A 24,622-nucleotide genomic window follows, 5' to 3' on the forward strand; every position below is an offset into this window, starting at 1 on the left:
TATGCAGGAAATGCATCGGTGCCTGTGCCGGCCTCTTCGCGAGCAGGCTCGCTCCCACAGGGTTAGTGGCGATCACACATTCTGAATTCACCACAATCCATTGTGGGAGCGAGCCTGCTCGCGAAAGCGTCATGTCAAACGGCGAGATTCTGCAGCGAACAAACCTCTTCATCCTGCTGATCAATCGCCTTGATCTGCTCAATCATCGCCTCCGCCAACGGCGACAACCGATACCCTGCGCGGCTGACAATCCCGTAGCGGGTGTACAGTTCCTCAAGATCATCCGCCAGTCCTTCGATGCGCAAGCACACCAACTCGCCCTTGGCCTGATGCAGCGCGTCGGAATACGCCCCGACAATCCCGATCGCATCCGAACGCAGCACCACGCTGAGCAGGCTCGAGCTGTTTTCACACTCCACATTGGGTGTGAAATCCGGCCGCCCACTGAGGTCGACTATGACTTTGCGCAGGTTCGGCGGACGAATACTTACCGCCAAGGGATAGCTCATCAATTGCTCGGCGGTGACCCGCTCAAACCCGGCCAAAGGGTGGCCGGCACGGCAGCAGAAATGCCATTTGCGCGGTCGCAACCGGTAGGTCAGGTAATCCGGATCTGCCTCGAAGTGCCGAGTGTCCGCGACGAAAAATTCAAACTCTTCGCTGAGTAACCGCTTGCTCAGACTCTGCCAGTCATCGACCTGAAACTGCACCCGCGCTTTCGGATAGCGCCCGATGAAGCTGCCAATCGCGCGAGGGATCAAACCCGCCGCCGGCGCCGGTCCGCAACCGAAGCGTAATTCCCCCGCTTCCAGCCCATTGAACTGACTGATCTCGTTGGCCATCTGCTGCGCGCCACTGACCAGTCGCCGCGCGTGTTCGAGCAATACCTGGCCCTGTTTGGTCGGCGGCAATTCCTTGCGTCCGCGATCGACCAACTGGCAGCCGACGCTGTGCTCCAGCGCCTGAATGCTGCGGCTAAACGCCGACTGCGACAGGTTCACCGCCTGCGCGCCAGCCACAAAGCTGCGTTGTTCAGCCAGGGCGATGAAGTGACGAAGTTGGCGCAAGTCGATATGCATTTTTCACATAAAAAATATCCGGGAAATGCATTGGATATGCATTAGGTCGACTCCTTATAAAGGCAATCTCTTATGCAGTAAATATTTGTAAATCCATAAATAAATAACTTAAAAGAATATACAGCGCTGATGATGTCTGTGTATTTTTTGACCAGGAGCCGCGCCATGAGTCCGTTGAACCTTGCGTCACCCCTAACGCCACGACGGCTCAAACGCCTGCCTCTGGCCCTGTTGCTGGCAGGGAGCGCGAGCTGGACTCACGGTTACGCCGCCGACTCCGAAACCCCGGCGCCGGTGCTGGCCGGCAAGCCTGCCGCCAACAGTTCGCAACTGGAAACCGTGACCGTCACCACCCGCCGCCGCGAAGAAAGTTCGCAAGATGTACCAACGCCAATGAGCGTGGTCAGCGGGCAGAATCTGGAGACGCAGAGGGTCTACCGGATTCAGGATTTGCAACAGCTGGTGCCCAGCGTCAACGTCGCCTACATGCACGCGCGGCAGTCCAGCGTATCGATCCGCGGCCTCGGTAATAACCCGGCCAGCGATGGTCTGGAAGGCAGCGTTGGCCTGTACATCGATAACGTCTATCTGGGCCGCCCGGGGATGGCGGTGTTTGACCTGATGGATATCGAACAGCTCGAAGTCTTGCGTGGGCCGCAGGGGACGTTGTTCGGCAAAAACACCACTGCCGGGGTGATCAACATCAGCACCCGCGCGCCAACCTTCACCCCTGAGCGCAGCATCGAAACCTCGGTGGGTGAGGACGGTTACTTCCAGACCAAGGGCACCATTTCCGGCCCGCTCAACGATCAACTGGCCGGGCGTTTTTCGGCTTATCGAACCCGTAGCGACGGTGACATCAAAAACGAATACGACGGCCATGATCTCAACGGCGGCTCGCGCGAGGGCTTCCGCGCACAACTGCTGTTCAAGCCCAATGAAGATTTCAACCTGCGCTGGATCGGCGACTACAACGAAGAAGATTCCAGCGCCGGCACCCGCGTGTTGTACAACACCGGGCCGACCATCAACGGCGTCAACCTGTACCAGTCGCGCGCCAATGCCGCCGGCGCAACGCTGGTCAATGGCTCGCACCGCAAGGTCAATCTGGACAACGACCAGCATGTCACCGTGCATCAGGGCGGCACTTCGGTGGAGGCTAACTGGACGCTTCCGAGCGACTTCACGCTGACCTCGATCAGCTCCTATCGCTTCTGGAATTTCACCCCGCGCAACGACGATGGCCTCAACGTGCCGGCGAGTTACAACGCCGGGGTGTCGGTGGAAGACAAACAGTACTCGCAGGAATTTCGCCTGGCCTCGCCCAAGGGTGAGTTCTTCGATTACGTCGTAGGCGCGTACTACTTCGGCTCGGATCTGGACAATAAATCCTTCGCTTATTACGGCCCGCAAGCGGATATCTGGAATGGTACGGCGCCCGGTGCGCTGGCCAACGTCACCAGTGTCGGCAACGGTCATATCAAGACCGACAGTTTTGCATTGTTCGCCCAAGGCACCTGGCACCTCACCGAGCGACTGGACTTCACCGCCGGGGTGCGTGGCACGTATGAAGAGAAATCAGCCTGGGTCACTCGCGATGCGCCGCTCGGTGGCGCCGCCGTTACGGGCGCTGCGGCCACGGCGCGGCGCGGTCGTGCCGGCGCTTACGATTCCGGCGATCTGAATCAGTACAGCTCGAGTCCTTCCGGGCTGCTCAACCTCAGCTATCGCATCACTGATGATGTGCTCGGTTACGCCACGTTATCCCACGGCGAGAAGTCCGGCGGGGTCAACCTCGCCGTCGGTTCCGCACCGGTAGCGGGTGCCGATTCGCTGCTGATCGGCACCGAGCGCGCGAACAACGCCGAACTCGGTTTCAAAAGCACGCTGTGGGATCACCGTCTGCAACTCAACGCCAACGTCTTCTGGACTCAGGTCAACGCTTACCAGACCAACGCCTACGACGCGGAAAACCGTGTGCAGTACCTGACCAACGCCGGTTCCGTACGTTCACGCGGGGTCGAGTTCGAAAGCACGGTGATCCCGCTGCGCGGCCTGACCCTGAACATCAACGGCTCCTACAACGACGTCAGTTACCTCTCGTACAAAGATGCCCCGTGCCCGCCGGAAGTCAGTCAGGCGCCGGGGGCCCCAGCGTCCTGCGACCTCAGCGGCCATCAGGTGGTCGGCGCTTCGAAATGGATCGGCAACGCCAACGGTGAATACAAATGGAATCTGGATAACGGTTTCGAACCTTACGTCACTGCCAGCTACGCGTTTCGCTCGAAAGCCGTCGGTACCGTCGAGGATTCCGACTTCGGACAGATCCCGAGTTACGCCGTGGTCAACTTTTCCACCGGCCTGCGCGGCGATTTCAATCAGGGCCAGTGGGACGTATCCCTGTGGCTGAAAAACGCCTTCGACAAAACCTACTACACGACCCTGTGGACGGGCGGTAACGGCGGCTATGAAGGCTTGCTCGGCACACCGCGCACCCTCGGCGTCACCGGTCGCTACGACTTCTGATTCGTCACTCAAGGAACTGCATCATGTTGCGTATCAAAACCGCTTTGCCGGTGTTGCTGTCCGGCGCAGTGCTCAGTGCCGGCGCATTCGCCGCACCGAGTGTTTACCCGACCGGCGTGACCCGTTATGACCCGAACAAGGCTTTCAATCAGTACGTGATTTTCAGCGGCGCCGACAAGCAGACGCACCTGATCGACATGAACGGCAACGAGGTGAAAACCTGGCCACAGGCAGGTTTCCCGTCAGCGATCATCGACCCGAAACTGGTCGGCGGCGAGCGCGGCCATGTGCTGTTGCAACTGAGTGAAAAGGATCCCGGTAAACTCGGTTCGGCCGGCAACGGGTTGGGCAATCAGAGCGTCGGCGAGCTGGACTGGAATGGCAAAGTCGTCTGGCAGTGGGGCGACAAGGCGCCCGGTGGCGCAGCGCAACAACACCATGATCAGCGCCGTTTGAGCAACGGCAACACCGTGGTGCTGGCGAACAAGGTGCACAAGGTCAAAGGCTTTAAAGTGCCCGAGGTGATTGACGATGCGATCTATGAAGTCAGCCCCGACGGCGCGCTGAAATGGCAGTGGCTGGCCTCGGAGCATCTGAATGAATTCGGCTTCACCGCCGAGCAGTTGAAGCTGGTGCGCGCCAGTGAAAATCCGGACTACCTGCACATCAACAACCTCAGTCTGGTGGGGCCGAACAAGTGGTTCGATGCCGGTGACAAGCGCTTCAATCCGGACAACCTGCTGATCGATTCACGCAACGCCAACTTCATCGCGATCATCGACAAGAACAGCGGCAAAGTGGTCTGGCGTCTCGGCCCGAACCTGCCGCTGATCAACCCGAAAACTGCGCAAAAATTGCCGCGCCCGGTGGATCAGTTCGTCGGTCAGCATGATGCACACATCATTCCGGCCGGATTGCCAGGTGCCGGCAATTTGCTGGTGTTCGATAACCAGGGATCGGCGGGTTATCCGAACGTTACCCTCGGGCTGATTTCCGGCTCGCGGGTACTGGAAATCGATCCGGTGAAAAGTGAGATCGTCTGGCAGTACAGCGCGGCCAATTCGAAGCAACCGGGGTGGGCGTTCTACAGCTCGTTTATCAGCAGCGCGCGGCGCTTGCCCAACGGCAACACGCTGATCGACGAAGGCATGAACGGACGGTTTTTCCAGGTGACGGCCAGTGGTGAAAATGTCTGGGAATACGTCAGCCCGTATCTCGGTAAGGCGCCGGGCAGCGACGCGATCAGCAATTGGGTCTATCGGGCGTTGCCTGTGAGTTATGACTGGGTGCCAACCGGTACGCCACGCTCCGAGACGGCGGTTAATGCCCCGGTTGTCGGCGCGCAACAAACCAATGCCAGTCGTTAGTTGAATTGGAATTAGTGTTCGAACGAACGGCGATAAGTTATGAGCGGGTTGAAGGGTGCTTATTGCAAATTCGTTAGTAAGTCGCGTGGACAATAATTGAATGTGCAACCATCCTGACTGTCGTGAGTTTCCAGGAGGAAACTTGCTCTCATCGGAAGATACTTATCCCAACGATAAAGGAAATCGAATCATGTCGAGCATTAATGGCACTTATGTGAACGCTAACGCTGGCGCCAAACTGACGATTACCGATGGCAACGATTCCAACGGTACATTCAGTGGCACGTTCAGCCAGGGCGGCGTTAACTATGACGTCAGCTACGGGCATTACCATTTCCAGAACAGCACCGGACAACCTACCACCATCACATTTGTCGGTCTGAATGGTAATAGCGGATTTCAAGCGTGGTCATTGTTTTCTCCTGATCACAATTACGCAAAAGTTCGTGCGGCCGGTTCCCGTACTAATTTTGACGGTGAAGTAGTGACCCTGGCAGGGGAATTCGTCAAACAATAATCCGCGCGCAATTGATAAAGGCCGACGCACGAAAGTGCGTCGGCCTTTTTATTGTTCCCGCAAAATAATAATCAACTATCTACTTGGTATTAGTTGTCCCGCAAAACCGGGTCAGGCGAATTTGATGCGTTGCGTGAATACTTTCAATGCCTGAAAAGCATGCGAATTTTCCCGTATCGCTACAGCCCACGTGCCACGTGGCTTTGGCGGAATTGATCAATTCATATATTCCATAAAGGCCTATGCATAACGTTAAAGATTACTTTCGGAGATAAGCGCCAAGCCCAATGATTCATCCATCGATTCGCCGTGGGGAATTCAACAAACGGTTGATCGGCAGTGTTTGTAGAGAACGCAAAAAGACTGCAGGGAGTGAATCAATGGGCAATGTCCAGACCGCCGCCAGCGCAGAGGAATTGCTGTGGCGTCAGACGCCGGGTGGCGAGTTGGTCGATCTCGGTCGGCCGCATCGTGTGCCGTTGGGACAGCTGCGTTTGCAGCGTGCGCCCAAAGGAATTTTGAGTCGGCGCGAAACCCTTCTGCTCGGCGTGCTCGCATTGGTGGTGCATGGCGCGGTGATCTACTGGATCAGCCAGAAGCCGACGCCGGTGCTGCCGATCGTGCCGCCGGAAATTCCGCCGATGACTATCGAATTCTCGCGCCCGGCACCACCAGCACCACCGGTTGTCGAGCCGCCACCACCTGCGCCTGTGGTTGAGCCACCGCCGCCGGTAGAAGACGAACTGGCAGTAAAACCACCGCCGCCAAAACCCGTTCCGAAACCCAAACCGGTGGTTAAACAGGCCCCCAAACCAGCGCCGAAAGCCGTCGAGCAACCACCCGCGCCGCCACAACCGGCAGTTCCGGTTGCAGCGCCAGCGCCACCTGCTCCCCCCGCGCCGGCACCGGTAACCCCGGCCTCAGCGAACGCCGCGTACCTGAAAAACCCGGCACCGGAATACCCGTCGCTGGCTCAGCGTCGCGGTTGGGAAGGCACGGTGTTGCTGCGCGTGCATGTGTTGGCCAGCGGCAAACCGGGTGAGATCCAGATAGCCAAAAGCAGCGGCCGGCAACAGCTCGACGACGCGGCGCTGAACGCCGTCAAACGTTGGAGTTTCGTCCCGGCCAAGCAGGGTGATGTCGCCCAGGACGGCTGGGTCAGCGTGCCCATCGATTTCAAGATTCATTAAACCGAAACCAAATTCGCGCGAAACGTTTACACGAGGGAATCATCATGACGTTACTGGCATCTCCACTGGAATCCATCGAAAGCGCGGTGATCTGGCTGCTGGTGGTTTTTTCCGTCGCCACCTGGGGCCTGGCACTGCTCAAGGCTGTGCAGTTCGGGCGGCTGAAGGCGCAGGATCGGCGTTTTCATAAGCGTTTCTGGGCGGCGTCGAGTCTGGATTCAGCCGCTGAATTGAGCGAGACCCAACCCGGCGCCGCAGCGCGGGTGGCACAGGCCGGTTATGCGGCGATTCAGGTGGGCGAGACGCCACAGGCGAATGATTTGAGCCAGGCGATCAACCATCAGGATCGCCTCGAGCGCGCATTGCGTCAGCAGATCGTCCGCGAACGGCGTTCGCTGGAAACGGGCCTTGCAGTGGTCGCAAGTATTGGTAGCACCTCGCCGTTCATTGGTTTGTTCGGCACGGTGTGGGGAATCATGGAAGCGTTGAAAGGCATCAGCGCCGCAGGTTCGGCGAGCCTGGAAACGGTCGCCGGGCCAATCGGTGCGGCACTGGTCGCCACAGGTGTGGGGATCGCCGTCGCGGTGCCGGCAGTGCTGGTTTACAACTACTTTTTGCGTCGGTTGAAACTGACGGCGGCGGATCTGGATGACTTCGCCCACGACTTCTACAGCCTGGCGCAGAAGAGTGCATTCCGCGTGTTGATCCACCCGACGGCGCACAAGGTCGCAACGCCGGGCAACGCAGCAAAAGTGAAGGAGGCGTCCTGATATGGCCTTCTCCACGCAAGACAGTGATGAGGTGCTCAGCGAGATCAACGTGACCCCGCTGGTGGACGTGATGCTGGTGCTGCTGGTGGTGTTTATCGTCACCGCGCCGCTGCTGACCAACGCGATTCCGATCAACCTGCCGAAGACCGAAGCGGTGGCGCCGGTCGAGCAGAAGGACCCGCTGGTGGTGAGCATCGATGGCGCCGGCAAGCTGTTTATCAACAAGGATGAGATTCAGCCGGACTTGCTCGAATTCAACCTCAAGTCGGCCAAGGCCAAAGACCCGGAAGTGCGCGTGCAATTGCAGGCCGATGACGGGGTGAACTACGGCGAAGTGGCGCGGGCGATGGCTTCGATTGAACGGGCGGGGATTACCAAGTTATCGGTGATTACTGCGCGGTAACAGGATTTACGTTTTTCCGGGGCCGTCTCCTTGGCAGGGTGCGGCCCTTTTTTTGTTTCTGGCATTAGACGCAAGACCCTCACCCTAGCCCTCCCGAAACGTCGGACCGCCCATAGGGAGAGGGAACTGATCTCGGTTGTTCTCACGAGTTACGCCGACCTGAAATCCCAGTCGAACTCAGGATTTGAACGGCATGAAGATTGGCTCCCTTTCCCCCTCGCCCCCATGGGGGAGAGGGCTGGGGTGAGGGGGAAAAGATTTCCAGCCAGGCACACATCTCATATTCAATTCAGGTCTTAATAAATAGCTTCTTATTCCTTAACGAATATAAATCCCCTCCCTATACTCGTTCAGGAACAGACACGACGCAGGAGAGCTCCCCATGCGCAACGAATCAATCCGCTACCTGATTGTGCCGGGCTGGCAAGGATCGCCAGATGATCATTGGCAAAGCCACTGGCAGAACAGCCTGCCAAACAGTGCGCGGGTCGAGCAGGCCGATTGGCTGACGCCGCGTCGTGAAGACTGGGTGGCGGCACTGGCCGAGGCGATTGCCGCCGATAGCACGCCTGTCATCCTTATCGCCCACAGCCTCGGCTGCATCACCGTTGCCCATTGGGCAGCCACTGCGCCGCTGCAATACCTGCGTCAGGTGCGTGGTGCCTTGTTGGTCGCGCCGGCAGATGTCGAGCGTCCGGCATGTGCCCCGGCGCTGCGCAATTTCGCGCCGATTCCGACTGATCTGCTGCCGTTTCCGAGCCAGGTCGTCAGTTCCGACAACGACGCCGCCGTGAGTGCGCCGCGCGCACTGGAGCTGGCGCGCAACTGGGGTGCCGAGGCGGGGATCCTCGCCGGTGCCGGACACATCAACGTCAAGTCCGGGCATCAGCGTTGGGAGCAGGGTTTTGCTTATCTCTATCGCCTGCAAAACCGTATGGAACACCACGCCCGCCGCCGCGCCTGATCTTTTTTCTTTCAACGCCCCCGTCTGCCGGCGGTTTTGGGCGGGAGCCTGCCATGAGTTTCGAAACCTTCGGTCAGCCGTTGCTGACCTTTCCCGATGCGGAAAAAAGCCCCCTGAGCATTCGCGCCAAGGCGCTGGTGTTCGTCGATCCGCGCTCGCGTCAACTGCGTGAGGAGCTCGAGCAACTGGCGCCGCGCTCGACTTCGGTATTGATCCGTGGCGAGACCGGTACGGGTAAAGAATTGCTCGCCCGGCACATCCATCGCGCCAGTGACCGCAGCGGTCTGTTCGTTTCGGTCAATTGCGGAGCGATCAGCCCGACCTACGCTGATGCCGAGCTGTTCGGCTACGCTGCCGGCAGTTACAGCGGCTCGGCCAGCAGCCGTGCAGGCTGGTTCGGTTCGGCCAACGGCGGCACCTTGTATCTGGATGAAATCGGCGACTTGCCGCTGCCGATCCAGATCAAATTGCTTGCCGCGTTGGAGAATCACGAAGTCACTCGTGTCGGTGCGCATCAGCCAAGTCCCGTGGATGTGCGCCTGGTCGCGGCCACCAGCATCGATCTGGCGCAAGCGGTGGACGCCGGGAAATTCCACGAGCGCCTTTATCACTACCTCAGCGAGGGCCACCTCGAATTGCCGGCGTTACGTGCGCGTACCGGCGATATCCTGTCGCTGGCCGAGTATTTCCTCGGCATCTACAGTCAGCGTCTCGACCTTCCCGTGCCGCTGATCAGCGAAGCGGCGCAGCACGTGCTCGAACAACACAGTTGGCCGGGCAACACCCGCGAGCTGGAAAATGTCATTCACTTTGCCTTGCTGGTGAGTACCGGTGACGAGATTCTGCCGGAGCACCTGAACCTGCCCGAGGCGTCTGGCCCGCAGCTTCAGATCGAACGGCTAGTGACACAAATCAACATCGGCGGCAGCGTCGCCGAGCGTAAGGCATTGAAAGATTTGCTGATTCGTTTGAGTGAGACGTTGTAACCGTTTCGTTCAACATGAACAAAATGGAATATGAAGCTGAATAAACGTTATTGTCCGGGAATAAAAAATCCCGGTATTGTCCGCCCCACGCCAGCGATATCACTTCACTGGCACACGTATTAATGCCGTCGTCGATGACGACCGTGATTTTCGATAAGGACACTGCATGAAAAAGGTTCTGTTGTTTACCGCATTGGCGGCTGCTCTGACTGCTTCCCTGGCCAATGCTGGCGAAAAACTGGTGGTTGCCGCGACCCCGGTTCCGCACGCTGAAATCCTTGAGCTGATCAAACCGACCCTGGCCAAAGAAGGCGTGGATCTGGAAATCAAAGTGTTCACCGACTACGTTCAGCCGAACGTACAGGTGGGCGAGAAGCGTCTGGACGCCAACTACTTCCAGACCCTGCCGTACCTGAACAGCTTCAACCAGGGCAAATACAAGGACGACAAGTCCAAGTACCTGGTGACCGTGCAGGGCGTGCACGTTGAACCGTTCGGTGGTTACTCGAGCAAGTACAAGACCCTGGCTGAACTGCCGGACGGCGCCACCATCGCCATCCCGAACGAAGGCAGCAACAGTGGCCGCGCACTGATCCTGCTGCAGAAGGCTGGCCTGATCGAGCTGAAAGACCCGAAGAACGCGCTGGCAACGCCAAAAGACATCGCGAAGAACCCGCACAACTTCAAGTTCAAGGAACTGGAGTCGGCCCTGCTGCCACGCGTTCTGAAAGAAGTTGATCTGGACATGATCAACACCAACTACGCACTGGAAGCCAAGTTGAACCCGCAAAAAGATGCGCTGGTGATTGAAGGTGCTGATTCGCCGTACGTGAACTTCCTGGTGGCCCGTGAGGACAACAAGAACAGCGACGCGATCCAGAAACTGGCCAAAGCCCTGACCAGCCCGGAAGTCAAAGCGTTCATCGAGAAGAAGTACAACGGCGCGGTACTGCCGGCGTTCTGATCTGACGCTTGAACCACCCCCTTCAAGGTGTGAAAACGCCGATGGCCAGTGATGGGCATCGGCGTTTTTGTATGTACGCAATTTTTCGGCCGGTGATTTTGATCGTTCCCACGCTCTGCGTGGGAATGCCTCAATGGACGCTCCGCGTCCGCTTTTGGCAGGGACGCGGAGCGTCCCGGGCTGCATGCCCACGCGGAGCGTGGGAACGATCGGTACAGGCTTCAGGCAACCTGAGCCTTCAACGCCCGCCTCAACGCCACCAACAATTTCACAATCTCCTGCGGATCCAGTCGCTGCGGCACTTTTACGTCCATGTTCTCTTCCTTGTTATGAGGTTGGCCGGGGGAGTCTGGCCAAAAGCTGTTCGTCCTTGGAGGGCTTTCATGAAAAAAAGATCCTTCCTACAGCGCAAAGAAAAATAGCCTTCTTATTCCTTCCCGGCAAACCCACAAGATAGTTTTTTGGGTGATATCAATATGCTTTAACGGTATTTAAATTCTTTTTTTTATACCTATAAAGTCGGTGTCTGCCGGACAGCCATCCGCTGCCCATGGACTGCACCACCGTCGCTTACCGAGCGGCGTTCAGGACGTTTCATGACCTTCGATTACGCATTTATCCTCAGCACCCTGCCGGCGTTTCTCAAAGCCGTGGGCGTAACGCTGCAGGTCGGTTTTATCGCCATTGGCACCTCGCTGCTGGTGGCGCTGCTCAACGCGACGATTCTGGTGTTCCGCACGCCGTACCTGCAAAGACTGGTGGGCCTGTATGTGGAACTGGCACGCAACACGCCGTTGCTGATTCAGTTGTTCTTCGTCTACTTCGCCTTGCCGGCGTTGGGGATCAAAGTCTCTGGTTTCACTGCCGCGATCATCACCATGACCTTTCTCGGCGGCGCTTACCTTACCGAAGTGCTGCGCGCCGGCGTCGATGCGGTGCCCCAAGCGCAACTGGAATCAGGGCGCTCAATCGGCCTGTCCCATGGCCAGTTGCTACGCTACGTGATCCTGCCGCAAGCGGGGATTCTCAGCCTGCCGTCGTTGTTCGCCAATTTCATTTTCCTGCTCAAGGAAACCACCGTGGTTTCGGCGGTGGCCGTGCCGGAAATCCTCTACACCACCAAGAGCTACATCGCGCTCTACTACAAAACCTACGAAATGCTCGCCGTGCTGACGCTGATCTGCGTGCTGCTGTTCTTGCCGCTGTCGCTGCTGCTCAGCCGTCTGGAAAGGAGGCTCCAGCATGGCCAGTTCGGGTCTTGAACTGCTCTGGGTGTCGTTGCCGCAACTGGCCAAAGGCGCCGGGCAAACTTTGTCGATCTCGTTCCTGAGCATCGCCATCAGCACTGTCGGCGGCGTGCTCTACGGTGTGCTGCGAACGCTCAACGTGAGGTGGCTGAACGCGATCCTGCGGGGCTATCTGGAGTTGTTCCGGGCGATTCCGGTGCTGGTCTGGTTGTACCTGCTGTTCTTCGGCTTACCGATCTTTTTAGGCCTGAGCCTGCCGAGTTTCTGGTGCGCGGTGCTGGTGCTGTCGCTGTGGGGCGCCAGCGAGGTGGGCGAAGTGGCGCGCGGTGCGCTGCATTCGTTGCCGCGCGGGCAGCGTGAAGCGGGGCTGTCGATCGGCCTAAACGCCGCACAACTTTATGGCTACGTACTGCTGCCGCAAGCGTTGAAGCGCATGACGCCGCCGACCATCAACGTCTACACGCGGATCATCAAGACCAGCTCATTGGCGGTGCTGATCGGTGTGGTCGATGTGATCAAGGTCGGCCAGCAGATCATCGAGCGCACCTACGAGTCGGTGCTGATCTACGGCGCGCTGTTCCTGTTTTTCTTTTTCATCTGCTACCCGCTCTCGGCCGCTTCGCGCGTGCTGGAGCGGCGCTGGACGCAAGCATGAGCGCATTGATCGAGTTTTACGGTTTCAACAAATTCTACGGCGAGCAGCAGGTGCTCAACGGCATCGACCTGCAAGTGCAGAGTGGCGAAGTGATCGTCATCCTCGGCCCCAGCGGTTGCGGCAAAAGCACCTTGCTGCGTTGCCTCAATGGTCTGGAGGAAGCCCACAGCGGCAGCCTGAAATTTGTCGGCCGCGAGCTGCTGGACAAGTCCACCGACTGGCGCGAGATCCGCCAGCAGATCGGCATGGTGTTCCAGAGTTATCACCTGTTCCCGCACATGAGCGTGCTCGACAACTTGCTACTTGGCCCGCTCAAGGTACAGAAGCGTCAGCGCCGCGAAGCGCAACAGGAAGCCGAAGCGCTGCTCGAACGCGTTGGCCTGGCGGACAAGCGCGATGCCTTCCCGCGTCAGCTCTCCGGCGGCCAGCAGCAACGCATCGCCATCGTCCGCTCGCTGTGCATGAACCCACGGGTGATGCTCTTCGACGAAGTCACCGCCGCCCTCGACCCGGAAATGGTCAAGGAAGTTTTGCAGGTCATTCAGGGCCTCGCCCGCGAAGGCATGACCCTGTTGATCGTCACCCATGAAATGGCCTTCGCTCGCGCGGTGGCCGATCGCATCGTGTTCATGGATGCCGGGCGCATCCTTGAACAGAACCCGCCCGAGATTTTCTTTACGAACCCGCAAACCGCACGCGCGCAGCAGTTTCTGGAGAAGTTCTCCTTCGTGGCAACACTGCCAAAAACGAATCCGACAAAGGAACTGGAACTGTTATGAAAACTGCCGCTTTTTTACTGCCTCTGCTCAGCCTCGCCTTGCTTGCCGGTTGCAGCAAGACCGAAGAACCGCCGAAGCCGAAAGTCGCCAGCGAAAGCACTGCGCCGGCCGGTTATCTGGACAAGATCAAGGCTCGCGACAAGTTGATTGTCGGTGTCTTCACCGATAAACCACCATTCGGTTTTGTCGACGAAGCGGGGCGCTACGTCGGTTTCGATACCGACATCGGCCGCCGTTTCGCCAAGGATCTGCTTGGCGATGAAAACAAGGTCGAGTTCGTCGCCGTCGAGCCGGCGAGTCGCATCCCTTTCCTGCAAAGCGACAAGGTCGACCTGATCCTCGCCAACATGACCGTCACGCCTGAGCGCAAGGAAGCGGTGGAGTTCACTAACCCGAACCTCAAGGTTGCGGTGCAGGCGTTGGTGCCGCAAAGCAGCTCGGTGAAAAACCTCGATGATCTGGCAACCCGCACCACCATCGTCACTACGGGCACGACCGCCGATATCTGGCTGACCAAGAATCATCCGGACTGGAAATTGCTCAAGTTCGAGAAAAACTCCGAATCGCTGCAAGCCCTGGCCAATGGTCGTGGCGATGCGTACGCACAGGACAATCTGGTGTTGTTCAGCTGGGCCAAGCAGAACCCGGGCTATCGCGTGCTGGATGAAAAACTGGGGGCTGAAGCGCCGATCGCGCCGGCGGTGAAGAAGGGCAATCTCGAGTTGCGTGACTGGGTGAATACTGAGCTGACCAAGCTGGGTGAAGAGAAGTATCTGCTCAAGCTGTACGACCAGTATGTGCGTAAAGAGCTGAGTGATGACACCAAGCCTGAGAGCGTGATTGTCGAGGGTGGCAAGTGGCAGGGGTGATTGCCTGTTGAGTCGGGGGTGAGGCCTGCCCCTCACCCCAGCCCTCTCCCGAGGGAGAGGGAGCCGATCCTCATGCCTTTCAAAACTTGAGTTCAGCTCAGGAATTTCACGCCGGCGTAACTCGAAAGAACAACTCGGTCAGTTCCCTCTCCCTCTGGGAGAGGGTTAGGGTGAGGGGCTTTTGGCTTGAACGCTCAATCCGGCCAGTTCCACGCCGGCTCATCCAGCACCCGCTGGCCGACAATCCCGGTCTGTCCCAGGGTTTTCTCCAACACAATACAATTGCACTCCGGGTCTTCCTGCAACGCCGAAATCAACCGCCGCGCATGCGACACCACCCACACCTGACACTGCTCCGAGGCACGGATAATCAACCGCGCCAGTGCCGGCAACAGATCCGGGTGCAGGCTGGTCTCCGGTTCGTTCAGCACCATCAGCGACGGCGGCCTCGGCGTCAGTAGCGCCGCAACCAACAGCAAATAACGCAACGTGCCGTCCGACAGCTCCGCCGCCGATAACGGCCGCAACAAGCCTTCCTGATAAAACTCGATGGCAAAACGTCCACCGGCCTGCGCTTCGATATGCACCCGCGCGCCAGGAAACGCATCGGTAATCGCCGCACGCATCGCATCGCCATCACCAATCTCGATGATGGTCTGCAACGCCGCCGCCAGATCCCGGCCGTCGTGATGCAGCACCGGCGTGCGTGTGCCCAATTGCGGCTGGCGCACCGGTGCATCGGCATCGCTGCGAAAGTGATCATAAAAGCGCCAGCGGCGAATGAACTCGCGCATCTGGAACACTTCCGGCGAGCTGCGCAGGCTGCCGACCTGATCAAACAAACTGTCGAAATTCGGTGTGTGTTGCGCCAGTACGTCCCATTTGCGCTCGGCGCGTGCGCGGATCATCGGGCCGTCACGATCCACCAGCAGGCTGGCGGGGCGGTAGAGCGGGCCGGCCCAGATGCACTCGCGCTTGATCTGCGGGTCGAGGCTGAAGCGTGAGGGAATCGGGTGCGAATGCTCGGGCAGCATGAAGTGCCCGTTGGAGTCGGGCAGGCCGAGGCTGATCGAGTAGCTGAAATCTTCCCCGGCGAACCCCAGGCGCAGTCGCTTCACGCCTTGGCGTACCGTCGACTGGATCGGCACCTCACCATTGCGCATGCGTCTGCTGAGGGTTTCCGGCCCGGCCCAGAAGGTCGACTCTAGCCCACCCTCACGGGCCAGCGCATTGACCACCCCGCCCTGAGCGGTTTCCGCTAGCAGGCGCAAGGCCCGGTAGAGATTGGACTTGCCGCTGCCGTTGGGGCCGGTGATCAGGTTCAGCCGGCCGAGCGGGATCACCAGTTTGTTGATCGAGCGGTAATTGGCCACCGCGAGAGTATTGAGCATGGAATTCCTTCTCTTGAGGCGCCCATAGCAGGAGCTGCCGCAGGCTGCGATTTTTTGATGTTGTTTTTAAAAGATCAAAAGATCGCAGCCTACGGCAGCTCCTTCAGGAAATATGGGGATCGAACGGGCGAACGTTGAACCCTGTTCTAAGCTCACAGTCGTATCGTCACTTGCACGTTCGTACACAGGAAGGAGTCTGCATGGCGAGTCCCGGTTTGAAAACAGCGGTCATGCTGAGTCTGCTCACGTTGGTGACCGCCTGCGGCGAGAAAAAAGCCCCGGAGGAATACCTGCCCAGGGTCTTTGTACAGGAAGTGAAACCCACGGATTACGCCGCTGCGGTGACATTGACCGGTGACGTGCAGGCGCGCGTGCAGACCGAACTGTCGTTCCGCGTCGGCGGCAAGATCATCCAGCGTATGGTTGATGTCGGCGACCGGGTCACCGCCAAACAAGTGCTGGCCAAGCTCGACCCCAAGGATTTGCAGACCAACGTCGATTCGGCCCAGGCCCAAGTCGTCGCTGAACAAGCCCGGGTGAAACAGAGCGCGGCCGCTTTCGTGCGCCAGCAAAAACTCCTGCCCAAGGGTTACACCAGCCAGAGCGAATACGATTCCGCCCAAGCCGCGTTGCGCAGCAGCCAGAGCGCCTTGAGCGCGGCGCAGGCGCAATTGGCCAACGCTAAAGATCAGCTCAGCTACACCGCACTGATCGCCGACGCCCCGGGCGTGATCACTGAGCGTCAGGCCGAAGTCGGCCAGGTGGTACAGGCCACGGCACCGATTTTTTCGTTGGCCCGCGATGGCGACCGTGACGCGGTGTTCAATGTCTACGAATCGCTGCTGGCCGAGCGTCCTGCGGATCCCTCGATCGTCGTCAGCCTGCTCGATAACCCTGCAATCAAAACCACCGGCACGGTGCGTGAAATCACCCCGGCGGTGTCGGCGCAGTCCGGCACGGTGCAAGTCAAAGTCAGCCTCGACAGCCTGCCACAAGGGATGCAGCTGGGCTCGGTGGTCAGCGCCACCGCCAAGGGCAGCGGCAAGTCGGCAGTCGAATTGCCATGGTCGGCGCTGACCAAAAATATCAGTGATCCGGCGGTGTGGATGGTCGACGATAAAGGTGAAGCGCAGTTGCACAACGTGACCGTCGGCCGCTACCTGATCGGCAAGGTCATCATCAGCGAAGGCCTCAAGGGCGGGGAGAAAGTCATTGTCGCCGGAGGACAGTTATTGCATCCCGGCATGAAAGTCGAAATCGCTGAAAACACCTACAAGGATCTGCAACCGGGAGCACAGCCATGAAGCGTCTGGGGCTGTTATCCGTGGGTGTGTTGCTGGCGGCCTGCTCGAAAAGCGAGCCACCTCCGGAGCCGGTACGTCCGGTGCTATCGGTCAAAGTTCAAGCGTTGAGCGAGGAAAGCCTCGGGCGTTTCGCCGGCAGCATCCAGGCGCGTTATGAAAGCAACACCGGTTTCCGCGTCGGTGGCCGCATCGCCAGCCGCAACGTCGATGTCGGAACCGAAGTGCAAAAGGGCACGCTGCTCGCCACCCTCGATCCGTCTGATCAGCAGAACCAATTGCGTTCGGCCCAGGGCGACCTGGCCAGGGTTCAGGCGCAACTGATCAATGCCCAGGCCAATGCCCGCCGTCAGCAGGCGCTGTTCGATCGTGGCGTAGGGGCGCAGGCACAACTGGACATCGCCACCACGGACTTGAAAACCACCCAGGCCTCGCTGGACCAGGCACGGGCGGCGGTCAATCAAAGCAAGGACCAGCTCGGCTATACCGAACTGCGTTCCGACCATAAAGCCGTGGTCACCGCGTGGAACGCCGAAGCCGGGCAAGTGGTGACGGCGGGCCAGCAGGTCGTGACTCTGGCGCAACCGGACATCAAGGAAGCAGTGATCGATCTGCCCGACACCCTGGTCGATCAGATTCCTTCCGATGTGGTGTTTCTGGTGGCCGGGCAACTCGACCCGAGCATCAACACCACGGCAACCCTTCGCGAGATCGAACCGCAGGCGCAAAGCGCCACGCGTACTCGTCGGGCACGCCTGACTCTGGCCGAGACACCGGACGGTTTCCGCCTCGGCACGGCGATCAGCGTGACCCTCAGTTCGGCGATCAAACCGCGCATCGAATTGCCGGCTACCGCTTTGCAGGAGGTCGACGGCAAACCACGGATCTGGGTCATCGACACCCAGAGCAAAACCGTCAGCCCCCGCGACGTCAGCGTGATCAGCCGCACCGACAGCAGCGTAGTGCTCGCGGGCGGCGTGAAGAACGGCGAGCGCGTGGTCAGCGCCGGCGTCAACAGCCTCAAACCCGGACAATCGGTAAAACTTGACGAGGACAGTCAATGAAAGGCTCTTTCAACCTCTCCGAATGGGCCCTCAAGCATCAGTCATTCGTCTGGTACCTGATGTTCGTCGCGTTGCTGATGGGCGTGTTCTCGTACTTCAATCTGGGCCGCGAAGAAGATCCGTCGTTCACCATCAAGACCATGGTGATCCAGACCAAATGGCCGGGCGCGACCCAGGAAGAAACCCTCGCACAGGTCACCGACCGCATCGAGAAAAAACTCGAGGAACTCGACTCCCTCGACTACGTGAAAAGTTACACGCGCCCCGGCGAATCGACGGTGTACGTGTACCTGCGCGACACCACCAGCGCCAAGGACATCCCGGAAATCTGGTACCAGGTGCGCAAGAAGATCGACGATATTCGCGGGCAGTTCCCCAAAGGTATTCAAGGGCCCGGGTTCAACGACGAGTTCGGTGATGTGTTCGGCTCGGTCTACGCCTTCACCGCCGACGGCCTGACCATGCGCCAGTTGCGCGATTACGTAGAACAGGCGCGGGCCGAGATCCGCAATGTACCGGGGCTGGGCAAGATCGAAATGATCGGCCAGCAGGACGAAGTGATTTATCTGAACTTCTCCACCCGCAAACTGGCGGCGTTGGGTATCGATCAGCGTCAGGTTGTGCAGAGCCTGCAATCGCAGAACGCCGTGACCCCGGCCGGTGTGATCGAGGCCGGCCCTGAGCGGATTTCCGTGCGCACTTCGGGGCAGTTCGCCTCGGAGAAAGATCTGGCCGAGGTCAATCTCAAGCTCAACGACCGTTTCTATCGCTTGGCTGACATCGCCGACATCACTCGCGGTTACACCGATCCGGCTACCCCGGAATTCCGCTTCGACGGCAAACCGGCCATCGGTCTGGCGATTGCCATGCAGAAGGGCGGCAACGTTCAGGAGTTCGGCAAGGCGTTGCACCAACGCATCGATGAACTGACCGCAGACTTGCCGGTTGGCGTGGGTGTACACACCGTGTCCGATCAGGCGGTGGTGGTAGAAGAAGCGGTCGGTGGCTTTACCAGTGCCCTGTTCGAGGCGGTGATCATCGTGCTGGTGGTCAGCTTCATCAGCCTCGGCGTACGCGCCGGCCTGGTGGTGGCGTGCTCGATTCCGCTGGTGCTGGCGATGGTGTTCGTATTCATGGAATACAGTGGCATCACCATGCAGCGGATTTCGCTCGGTGCCTTGATCATCGCCCTCGGTCTGTTGGTGGACGACGCGATGATCACCGTGGAGATGATGGTCACGCGCCTGGAAATGGGCGAGAGCAAGGAGGAGGCAGCGACGTTCGCCTACACCTCGACGGCGTTCCCGATGCTCACCGGCACGCTGGTGACGGTCGCCGGTTTCGTGCCCATCGGCCTCAACGCCAGTTCCGCCGGTGAGTACACCTACACGCTGTTTGCGGTGATTGCTGTGGCGATGCTGGTTTCGTGGGTGGTGGCGGTGTTCTTCGCTCCGGTGATCGGCGTGCACATTCTCAGCGCCAACGTGAAACCCCATGAAGCCGAGCCGGGCCGCGTCGGGCGTGCGTTCAATGGCGGTCTGCTGTGGGCGATGCGCAATCGCTGGTGGGCCATCGGCATTACCGTGCTGCTGTTCGTGCTGGCAGTGTTTTGCATGCGCTTTGTGCAGAACCAGTTCTTCCCTTCCTCGGACCGGCCGGAAATTCTCGTCGACCTGAACCTGCCGCAAAACGCCTCGATCGACGAAACCCGCAAAGCCGTCGACAAGCTGGAAGAAACCCTCAAAGGCGACGCGGACATTGTGCGTTGGAGCACCTACATCGGTCAGGGCGCGATCCGCTTCTACCTGCCGCTCGACCAGCAATTGCAAAACCCGTACTACGCACAACTGGTGATTGTCAGCAAAGACTTCGAAGCCCGCGAGGCCCTGAGCCAACGCCTGCGTGAGCGCTTGCACAAGGACTTCGTCGGCATTGGCAGTTACGTCCAGGCGCTGGAAATGGGCCCGCCGGTGGGGCGTCCGATCCAGTACCGGGTCAGTGGCAAGGACATCGATCAGGTGCGCAAGCACGCCATCGACCTGGCCACCGAACTGGACAAGAACCCGCACATCGGCGAGATCATTTACGACTGGAACGAGCCGGGCAAAGTCCTGCGCATCGACATCGCCCAGGACAAGGCGCGGCAGCTCGGGTTGTCCTCCGAAGACGTGGCGAACCTGATGAACAGCATCGTCAGCGGCGCGCCGCTGACCCAGGTCAACGACGACATCTACCTGATCAATGTGGTCGGCCGGGCGGTGAATTCGGAGCGCGGTACGCCGGAAACCCTGCAGAATCTGCAGATCGTTACGCCCAACGGCACGTCGATTCCGCTGCTGGCGTTCGCCACCGTGCGTTATGAACTGGAGCAGCCGCTGGTGTGGCGTCGTGACCGCTTGCCGACCATCACCATCAAGGCTTCGGTGCGCGACGAGATCCAGCCGACCGATCTGGTGAAACTGCTCAAGCCGTCGATTGATGCCTTCGCTGACAAACTGCCAGTGGGCTACAAGGTCGCCACTGGCGGTACGGTCGAGGAAAGCGGCAAGGCCCAAGGGCCGATTGCCAAGGTTTTGCCGTTGATGCTGTTTTTGATGGCGACCTTCCTGATGATCCAGTTGCACAGCGTGCAGAAGATGTTCCTCGTCGCCAGTGTCGCGCCGCTGGGGCTGATCGGCGTAGTGCTGGCGCTGGTGCCGACCGGCACGCCGATGGGCTTCGTGGCGATCCTGGGGATTCTCGCGCTGATCGGCATCATCATCCGTAACTCGGTGATCCTCGTGACGCAGATCGATGAGTTCGAGCAGAAAGGCTATGCGCCGTGGGATGCGGTGGTGGAAGCGACCGAGCACCGGCGCCGGCCGATCCTGTTGACCGCGGCAGCGGCGAGCATGGGCATGATCCCGATTGCCCGGGAAGTGTTCTGGGGACCGATGGCTTACGCAATGATTGGCGGGATCGTGGTGGCGACGTTGCTGACGTTGCTGTTCCTGCCGGCGCTGTATGTGGCCTGGTACAAGATTCGCGAGCCGAAGAAGGATTGAGTCAACAACGACCCTCACCCTAACCCTCTCCCGGGGGGAGAGGGGACTGACCGAGGTGTCTGACGCTATCCATCGACCTGAAGGATCGGGTCGATTATGGATTCAGCGAAGTTCGATCAAGTCGGTGTACTTCTACAATCTCCCCCAATCTGCTCTGGGAGAGGGCTGGGGGTGAGGGACTTGTCTCTGACTCGACTCAAGCCTTACGCCAAACGCTGGCCAACCAAGGCTGCTGCTCACGCGGCAGCCCGGCCGGCCGATAGTAATGCTCAAGCTCGACAAACCCTGCCGCCGTCAGCAACTCCTGCCACGCCTCAAGATCGTGATACGAGCCATAGCGCGGCCCGTTCCAGCCCTCACGGTTATCCCCGCGTGGATTCGAGCTGAACAGCACACCACCGGGCTTCAGGGCACCATGCAATTGCTTGAGCACCCGCGGCAACTCCTGCAACGGCACATGAAACAACACTGCGTTGGCGAAGATGCCGTCGAAGCGTTCGGCCGGCAGATCAAGTTTCAGAAAGTCCTGTTGCAGCACCTCGCAGCCACTGTCCTCACGGGCCATTCGCGCAAACTCTTGAGAGCCGTCGAGCCCCACAGCGACATGCCCCATGCGCGTAAACGTTTGCAGATCCCGCCCTGGGCCGCAGCCAAAATCCAGAATCGTGAATGGCGCCGTGCCCTGAATATGCCGTAGCAACGCATCGATGTTCTGGCTGACATCGTGATCGCGGGTGCCTTCGCGGAAGTCTTCGGCCACTGAGTTGTAATGGCCGAGGGTGGTCGCGGTGATCTGTTCGAGATCGGTGGGGGTCTGCTTCATGGTCGAGGGCTGCACGGGCAAAGGAGATTTGCCGAATATACGCCATCGGGTTCAGAGGCGCCGCATGAGCCCGGCCAGACTCAGCGCTTGTTCAACCCCCGCGCCAAGCGATCCCCACCCAACTGAATCACCGCGACCAACGCCACCAGCAACACAATCACCGTCAACATGATCTGGCTGTCAAAACGCTGATAGCCGTAGCGATAAGCGATATCCCCCAAGCCACCGGCACCAATCGCCCCGGCCATGGCCGAGGAGTTGATCATCGTCACCAGCGTAATCGTGAACCCGCCGACAATCCCCGGCAGCGCCTCGGGCAATAGCACATGCCAGACAATGTGCCAACGCCGGCAACCCATCGCCTGCGCGGCTTCGATCAAACCATGATCGACCTCACGCAGGCTCACTTCGGCAATCCGCGCAAAGAACGGCGTCGCCGCAATCGTCAGCGGCACCACGGCCGCCCAGACACCGTAGGTGGTGCCGACAATCAACCGGGTAAACGGAATCAGCGCGACCATCAGAATCAGAAACGGGATCGAGCGGAACAGGTTCACGAACGCGCCCAAGGCACGATTCAGCACCGGCGCCTCGTAGATGCCGCCCTTGTCGCTGGTGACCAGGATCACCGCCATGGGAATCCCCACCAGCAAGGCGATCAGCGACGACACGCCGACCATCAGAAACGTGTCGATAAAACCCTGCAACAAGCGATCAAACCACATAACCCAGTACCTCCACCCGTTGCGCCCAAGGCGTGGCGCGCTCGCGCAGTTGCTCGGCGCTGAACGAAGAGCCGCTCACCGCCAGCAATAGTTGTCCCAGCGCATGCCCCTGAATCCGTTCGACGCCGCCCTGAAGCAGCTTCACCCGGCCACCCAATGCAGCGAACAGTGCCGCCAGATCCGGCTCGTCACTGGCGCTGCCGGTGAACTGCAAACGCAGCACCACAGCGGCGTCGGAGGACGGCGCTTGAGCTTGCAAGCGGCTCTGCAACTCCTCCGGCAACGCGTGTTGCAGCGGCGCGAGCAAGGTCTGGCTGACCTCATGCTGTGGATTGCCGAACACTTCCCAGACCGGGCCTTGCTCGACCACCCGGCCATGCTCCAGCACGACGACGCGGTCGCAGATTTCGCGAATCACAGCCATCTCATGGGTAATCAATACGATGGTCAGGCCCAGGCGTTGGTTGATCTCACGCAGCAAGCCGAGGATCGACTGCGTGGTTTCCGGATCAAGGGCTGAAGTCGCTTCGTCGCAGAGCAAAATATCCGGCTCGTGCACCAGCGCACGGGCGATGCCGACGCGTTGTTTTTGCCCGCCAGAAAGCTGCGCCGGATAAGCCTTGTGCTTGCTTTGCAGACCGACCAGTTCGAGCAATTCGCGGACTTTTTTGTCGCGCTGCTCTTTTGGCACACCCGCGACTTTCAGCGGCAATTCGACGTTCTGCCAAACGGTCTTGGCCGACATCAGATTGAAGTGCTGGAAGATCATGCCGATGCGCCGGCGCAAAGCAACGAGACGGTCTTCATCGAATTCGCCGATGTCGACCTGATCGATCAGCACGCGCCCGGACGTCGGCTGTTCCAGACGGTTGATCGTACGAATCAGCGACGACTTACCAGCGCCGCTACGGCCGATGATGCCGAACACTTCCCCGCGCTGAATTGCCAGATCGATGCCCTGCAAAGCCGCGACCGGGCCTTGTCGACCGTTGTAGGTTTTGCCCAGACCGATGAAGCGTACGTGGGCGCGATTCAGCTCGGGGTGCAGCTCGGTTTTTTCAGCATGGTGTGGCTCTGGAATCTCCAGTCGCCGTTGGATCGCGGCCGTCATGCTCAGCTTTCCCAACCGGCTTGATAGAGCTTGCCGTGGGCTTTATCCAGCGCCGCGCGAACAACCGGCGAATGCTGGTAAATGTCGACGAATTTGATCAGGCGCGGGTCGGTTTTGCTTTTCGGCTGGATGACGAACTGGATCACGTATTCCTTGTGGTCGAGGCCGTCGAACAGCAGCGCCGAACCGGCATCGAAAGTCTTCGCCAGACGAATGTAGGCCGGGTAGCCCTGGACCAGATCGGCGTCGTCATAGGCGCGTACCAATTGCACGGCTTCGACTTGGAGGATTTTGATTTTCTTCGGGTTGGCGACGATATCGTCTTCAGTAGCCTTGTAGCCGACGCCCGGCTTCAGCGTGATCAAACCGGCCTTGGCCAGCAGTTGCAAACCACGGCCGCTGTTGATCGGGTCGTTGGCGATGGCGACGCTGGCGCCTTCGGGCAACTCATCGAAGCTTTTGTATTTTTTCGAGTAGAGACCGACGTTGTTGATGATCCCCGGGGCGAACGGCACCAGATCAAAACCCGAGGCGGCTTTGGCGTTTTCGAGGAACGGAATGTGCTGGAAGTAGTTCACGTCGATGTCGCCGGCGGCGAGGCTGACGTTAGGCGCGATCCAGTCGGTGAACTCCACAAGTTCGACTTTCAGGCCTTGTCTGGAGGCCTCTTCGACGGCAGCTTCCAGCGGAATGGCGAAGGCGGCGGTGGTGCCGATTTTCAGTGGGGCGTCGGCGGCGAACAGCGCCGAGCTGAACAGGCCGAAGGCCAGGGCCAGTGCTTTGACTGGGTGGGACAGGATTTTCTGGGTCATGATGGTTTTTCCAGTCAGTGCATAAGATTTGTGGT

The 24,622-nt window shown here is 59.4% G+C and carries 22 protein-coding genes; 16 read left to right on the plus strand and 6 right to left on the minus strand.

Annotation, left to right across the window (positions count from 1 at the left end):
• Positions 1–134: 134 nt before the first annotated feature.
• Positions 135–1,079 (minus strand): LysR family transcriptional regulator, encoded by a 945-nt coding sequence (locus AB4O01_RS21415; RefSeq protein WP_093440466.1) that lies wholly within the window; start codon positions 1,077–1,079, stop codon positions 135–137.
• 165 nt (positions 1,080–1,244) lie between these two features.
• Here AB4O01_RS21415 and AB4O01_RS21420 point away from each other — a divergent pair, with 165 nt between their 5' ends.
• From AB4O01_RS21420 to AB4O01_RS21480, 13 genes are all read left to right on the plus strand, one after another.
• Complete coding sequence (locus AB4O01_RS21420; RefSeq protein ID WP_460089466.1) at positions 1,245–3,605, plus strand: TonB-dependent receptor; 2,361 nt, start codon at positions 1,245–1,247, stop codon at positions 3,603–3,605.
• A 23-nt stretch (positions 3,606–3,628) separates the two neighbouring features.
• On the plus strand, positions 3,629–4,972 hold the full coding sequence (locus tag AB4O01_RS21425; RefSeq protein ID WP_180699383.1) for an aryl-sulfate sulfotransferase: 1,344 nt from the start codon (positions 3,629–3,631) through the stop codon (positions 4,970–4,972).
• A gap of 190 nt (positions 4,973–5,162) precedes the next feature.
• On the plus strand, positions 5,163–5,489 hold the full coding sequence (locus AB4O01_RS21430) for a hypothetical protein (protein ID WP_038359731.1): 327 nt from the start codon (positions 5,163–5,165) through the stop codon (positions 5,487–5,489).
• Between the two features lie 380 nt (positions 5,490–5,869).
• Positions 5,870–6,679: an energy transducer TonB gene (locus AB4O01_RS21435; protein ID WP_460089468.1), complete on the plus strand. Its 810-nt coding sequence runs from the start codon at positions 5,870–5,872 to the stop codon at positions 6,677–6,679.
• A 44-nt stretch (positions 6,680–6,723) separates the two neighbouring features.
• Positions 6,724–7,449, plus strand: a complete 726-nt coding sequence (locus tag AB4O01_RS21440) for a MotA/TolQ/ExbB proton channel family protein (protein ID WP_093440486.1) — start codon at positions 6,724–6,726, stop codon at positions 7,447–7,449.
• Position 7,450: 1 nt separating this feature from the next.
• Positions 7,451–7,852 carry an ExbD/TolR family protein gene (locus tag AB4O01_RS21445; protein ID WP_003220570.1) on the plus strand — a complete coding sequence of 134 codons (402 nt, stop codon included), beginning with the start codon at positions 7,451–7,453 and terminating at the stop codon, positions 7,850–7,852.
• A 382-nt stretch (positions 7,853–8,234) separates the two neighbouring features.
• A complete protein-coding gene (locus AB4O01_RS21450) occupies positions 8,235–8,816 on the plus strand; it encodes an alpha/beta hydrolase (RefSeq protein WP_093440491.1) in 582 nt (193 codons plus the stop codon).
• 53 nt (positions 8,817–8,869) lie between these two features.
• Positions 8,870–9,802, plus strand: coding sequence for a sigma 54-interacting transcriptional regulator (locus AB4O01_RS21455; RefSeq protein WP_093440496.1), 933 nt, complete (start codon positions 8,870–8,872; stop codon positions 9,800–9,802).
• 166 nt (positions 9,803–9,968) lie between these two features.
• Entirely contained in the window at positions 9,969–10,766 is a 798-nt protein-coding gene (locus AB4O01_RS21460; RefSeq protein ID WP_007918708.1) for a MetQ/NlpA family ABC transporter substrate-binding protein, read from the plus strand.
• 596 nt (positions 10,767–11,362) lie between these two features.
• On the plus strand, positions 11,363–12,028 hold the full coding sequence (locus tag AB4O01_RS21465) for an amino acid ABC transporter permease (protein ID WP_038359751.1): 666 nt from the start codon (positions 11,363–11,365) through the stop codon (positions 12,026–12,028).
• The gene (locus AB4O01_RS21470) at positions 12,009–12,668 is read left to right on the plus strand and encodes an amino acid ABC transporter permease (RefSeq protein WP_116256391.1); all 660 of its coding nucleotides are present in this window, start codon (positions 12,009–12,011) and stop codon (positions 12,666–12,668) included. The genes AB4O01_RS21465 and AB4O01_RS21470 overlap by 20 nt, the downstream gene beginning before the upstream one ends.
• Complete coding sequence (locus AB4O01_RS21475) at positions 12,665–13,447, plus strand: amino acid ABC transporter ATP-binding protein (RefSeq protein WP_460089470.1); 783 nt, start codon at positions 12,665–12,667, stop codon at positions 13,445–13,447. The genes AB4O01_RS21470 and AB4O01_RS21475 overlap by 4 nt, the downstream gene beginning before the upstream one ends.
• Positions 13,444–14,316, plus strand: a complete 873-nt coding sequence (locus AB4O01_RS21480) for a transporter substrate-binding domain-containing protein (RefSeq protein ID WP_194935368.1) — start codon at positions 13,444–13,446, stop codon at positions 14,314–14,316. Before AB4O01_RS21475 ends, AB4O01_RS21480 begins: the two co-directional genes overlap by 4 nt.
• A 194-nt stretch (positions 14,317–14,510) precedes the next feature.
• Here the strand turns inward: AB4O01_RS21480 and AB4O01_RS21485 are convergent, their stop codons facing one another.
• Positions 14,511–15,707 carry an AAA family ATPase gene (locus AB4O01_RS21485; protein WP_460089472.1) on the minus strand — a complete coding sequence of 399 codons (1,197 nt, stop codon included), beginning with the start codon at positions 15,705–15,707 and terminating at the stop codon, positions 14,511–14,513.
• A gap of 200 nt (positions 15,708–15,907) precedes the next feature.
• Between AB4O01_RS21485 and AB4O01_RS21490 the strand changes: the two genes are divergently transcribed.
• Genes AB4O01_RS21490 through AB4O01_RS21500 form a run of 3 tightly spaced genes read left to right on the plus strand, consistent with a single transcriptional unit; the run spans position 15,908 to position 21,116 of the window.
• Positions 15,908–17,011 carry an efflux RND transporter periplasmic adaptor subunit gene (locus AB4O01_RS21490; protein WP_460089474.1) on the plus strand — a complete coding sequence of 368 codons (1,104 nt, stop codon included), beginning with the start codon at positions 15,908–15,910 and terminating at the stop codon, positions 17,009–17,011.
• A complete protein-coding gene (locus AB4O01_RS21495; RefSeq protein ID WP_093440529.1) occupies positions 17,008–18,072 on the plus strand; it encodes an efflux RND transporter periplasmic adaptor subunit in 1,065 nt (354 codons plus the stop codon). Before AB4O01_RS21490 ends, AB4O01_RS21495 begins: the two co-directional genes overlap by 4 nt.
• A complete protein-coding gene (locus AB4O01_RS21500) occupies positions 18,069–21,116 on the plus strand; it encodes an efflux RND transporter permease subunit (protein WP_095125259.1) in 3,048 nt (1,015 codons plus the stop codon). The genes AB4O01_RS21495 and AB4O01_RS21500 overlap by 4 nt, the downstream gene beginning before the upstream one ends.
• Positions 21,117–21,312: 196 nt before the next feature.
• Here AB4O01_RS21500 and AB4O01_RS21505 read toward each other — a convergent pair whose 3' ends face one another.
• From AB4O01_RS21505 to AB4O01_RS21520, 4 genes are all read right to left on the minus strand, one after another.
• On the minus strand, positions 21,313–21,939 hold the full coding sequence (locus tag AB4O01_RS21505; RefSeq protein WP_099757702.1) for a class I SAM-dependent methyltransferase: 627 nt from the start codon (positions 21,937–21,939) through the stop codon (positions 21,313–21,315).
• Between the two features lie 80 nt (positions 21,940–22,019).
• Positions 22,020–22,664: a methionine ABC transporter permease gene (locus AB4O01_RS21510; protein WP_034151854.1), complete on the minus strand. Its 645-nt coding sequence runs from the start codon at positions 22,662–22,664 to the stop codon at positions 22,020–22,022.
• Positions 22,654–23,775: a methionine ABC transporter ATP-binding protein gene (locus tag AB4O01_RS21515; RefSeq protein ID WP_460089476.1), complete on the minus strand. Its 1,122-nt coding sequence runs from the start codon at positions 23,773–23,775 to the stop codon at positions 22,654–22,656. Before AB4O01_RS21515 ends, AB4O01_RS21510 begins: the two co-directional genes overlap by 11 nt.
• A 2-nt stretch (positions 23,776–23,777) precedes the next feature.
• Positions 23,778–24,587, minus strand: coding sequence for a MetQ/NlpA family ABC transporter substrate-binding protein (locus AB4O01_RS21520; protein ID WP_460089478.1), 810 nt, complete (start codon positions 24,585–24,587; stop codon positions 23,778–23,780).
• Positions 24,588–24,622: the final 35 nt, after the last annotated feature.

This window comes from Pseudomonas sp. S2_E02 (genome assembly GCF_054668355.1).

Coding starts and splice junctions, on each gene's coding strand:
- AB4O01_RS21515 (WP_460089476.1), bottom strand. CDS start 23,775: ATGACGGCCGCGATCCAACGGCGACTGGAGATTCCAGAGCCACACCAT.
- AB4O01_RS21440 (WP_093440486.1), top strand. CDS start 6,724: ATGACGTTACTGGCATCTCCACTGGAATCCATCGAAAGCGCGGTGATC.
- AB4O01_RS21510 (WP_034151854.1), bottom strand. CDS start 22,664: ATGTGGTTTGATCGCTTGTTGCAGGGTTTTATCGACACGTTTCTGATG.
- AB4O01_RS21435 (WP_460089468.1), top strand. CDS start 5,870: ATGGGCAATGTCCAGACCGCCGCCAGCGCAGAGGAATTGCTGTGGCGT.
- AB4O01_RS21490 (WP_460089474.1), top strand. CDS start 15,908: ATGGCGAGTCCCGGTTTGAAAACAGCGGTCATGCTGAGTCTGCTCACG.
- AB4O01_RS21475 (WP_460089470.1), top strand. CDS start 12,665: ATGAGCGCATTGATCGAGTTTTACGGTTTCAACAAATTCTACGGCGAG.
- AB4O01_RS21415 (WP_093440466.1), bottom strand. CDS start 1,079: ATGCATATCGACTTGCGCCAACTTCGTCACTTCATCGCCCTGGCTGAA.
- AB4O01_RS21495 (WP_093440529.1), top strand. CDS start 17,008: ATGAAGCGTCTGGGGCTGTTATCCGTGGGTGTGTTGCTGGCGGCCTGC.
- AB4O01_RS21425 (WP_180699383.1), top strand. CDS start 3,629: ATGTTGCGTATCAAAACCGCTTTGCCGGTGTTGCTGTCCGGCGCAGTG.
- AB4O01_RS21485 (WP_460089472.1), bottom strand. CDS start 15,707: ATGCTCAATACTCTCGCGGTGGCCAATTACCGCTCGATCAACAAACTG.
- AB4O01_RS21450 (WP_093440491.1), top strand. CDS start 8,235: ATGCGCAACGAATCAATCCGCTACCTGATTGTGCCGGGCTGGCAAGGA.
- AB4O01_RS21520 (WP_460089478.1), bottom strand. CDS start 24,587: ATGACCCAGAAAATCCTGTCCCACCCAGTCAAAGCACTGGCCCTGGCC.
- AB4O01_RS21480 (WP_194935368.1), top strand. CDS start 13,444: ATGAAAACTGCCGCTTTTTTACTGCCTCTGCTCAGCCTCGCCTTGCTT.
- AB4O01_RS21465 (WP_038359751.1), top strand. CDS start 11,363: ATGACCTTCGATTACGCATTTATCCTCAGCACCCTGCCGGCGTTTCTC.
- AB4O01_RS21460 (WP_007918708.1), top strand. CDS start 9,969: ATGAAAAAGGTTCTGTTGTTTACCGCATTGGCGGCTGCTCTGACTGCT.
- AB4O01_RS21430 (WP_038359731.1), top strand. CDS start 5,163: ATGTCGAGCATTAATGGCACTTATGTGAACGCTAACGCTGGCGCCAAA.
- AB4O01_RS21420 (WP_460089466.1), top strand. CDS start 1,245: ATGAGTCCGTTGAACCTTGCGTCACCCCTAACGCCACGACGGCTCAAA.
- AB4O01_RS21500 (WP_095125259.1), top strand. CDS start 18,069: ATGAAAGGCTCTTTCAACCTCTCCGAATGGGCCCTCAAGCATCAGTCA.
- AB4O01_RS21445 (WP_003220570.1), top strand. CDS start 7,451: ATGGCCTTCTCCACGCAAGACAGTGATGAGGTGCTCAGCGAGATCAAC.
- AB4O01_RS21505 (WP_099757702.1), bottom strand. CDS start 21,939: ATGAAGCAGACCCCCACCGATCTCGAACAGATCACCGCGACCACCCTC.
- AB4O01_RS21470 (WP_116256391.1), top strand. CDS start 12,009: ATGGCCAGTTCGGGTCTTGAACTGCTCTGGGTGTCGTTGCCGCAACTG.
- AB4O01_RS21455 (WP_093440496.1), top strand. CDS start 8,870: ATGAGTTTCGAAACCTTCGGTCAGCCGTTGCTGACCTTTCCCGATGCG.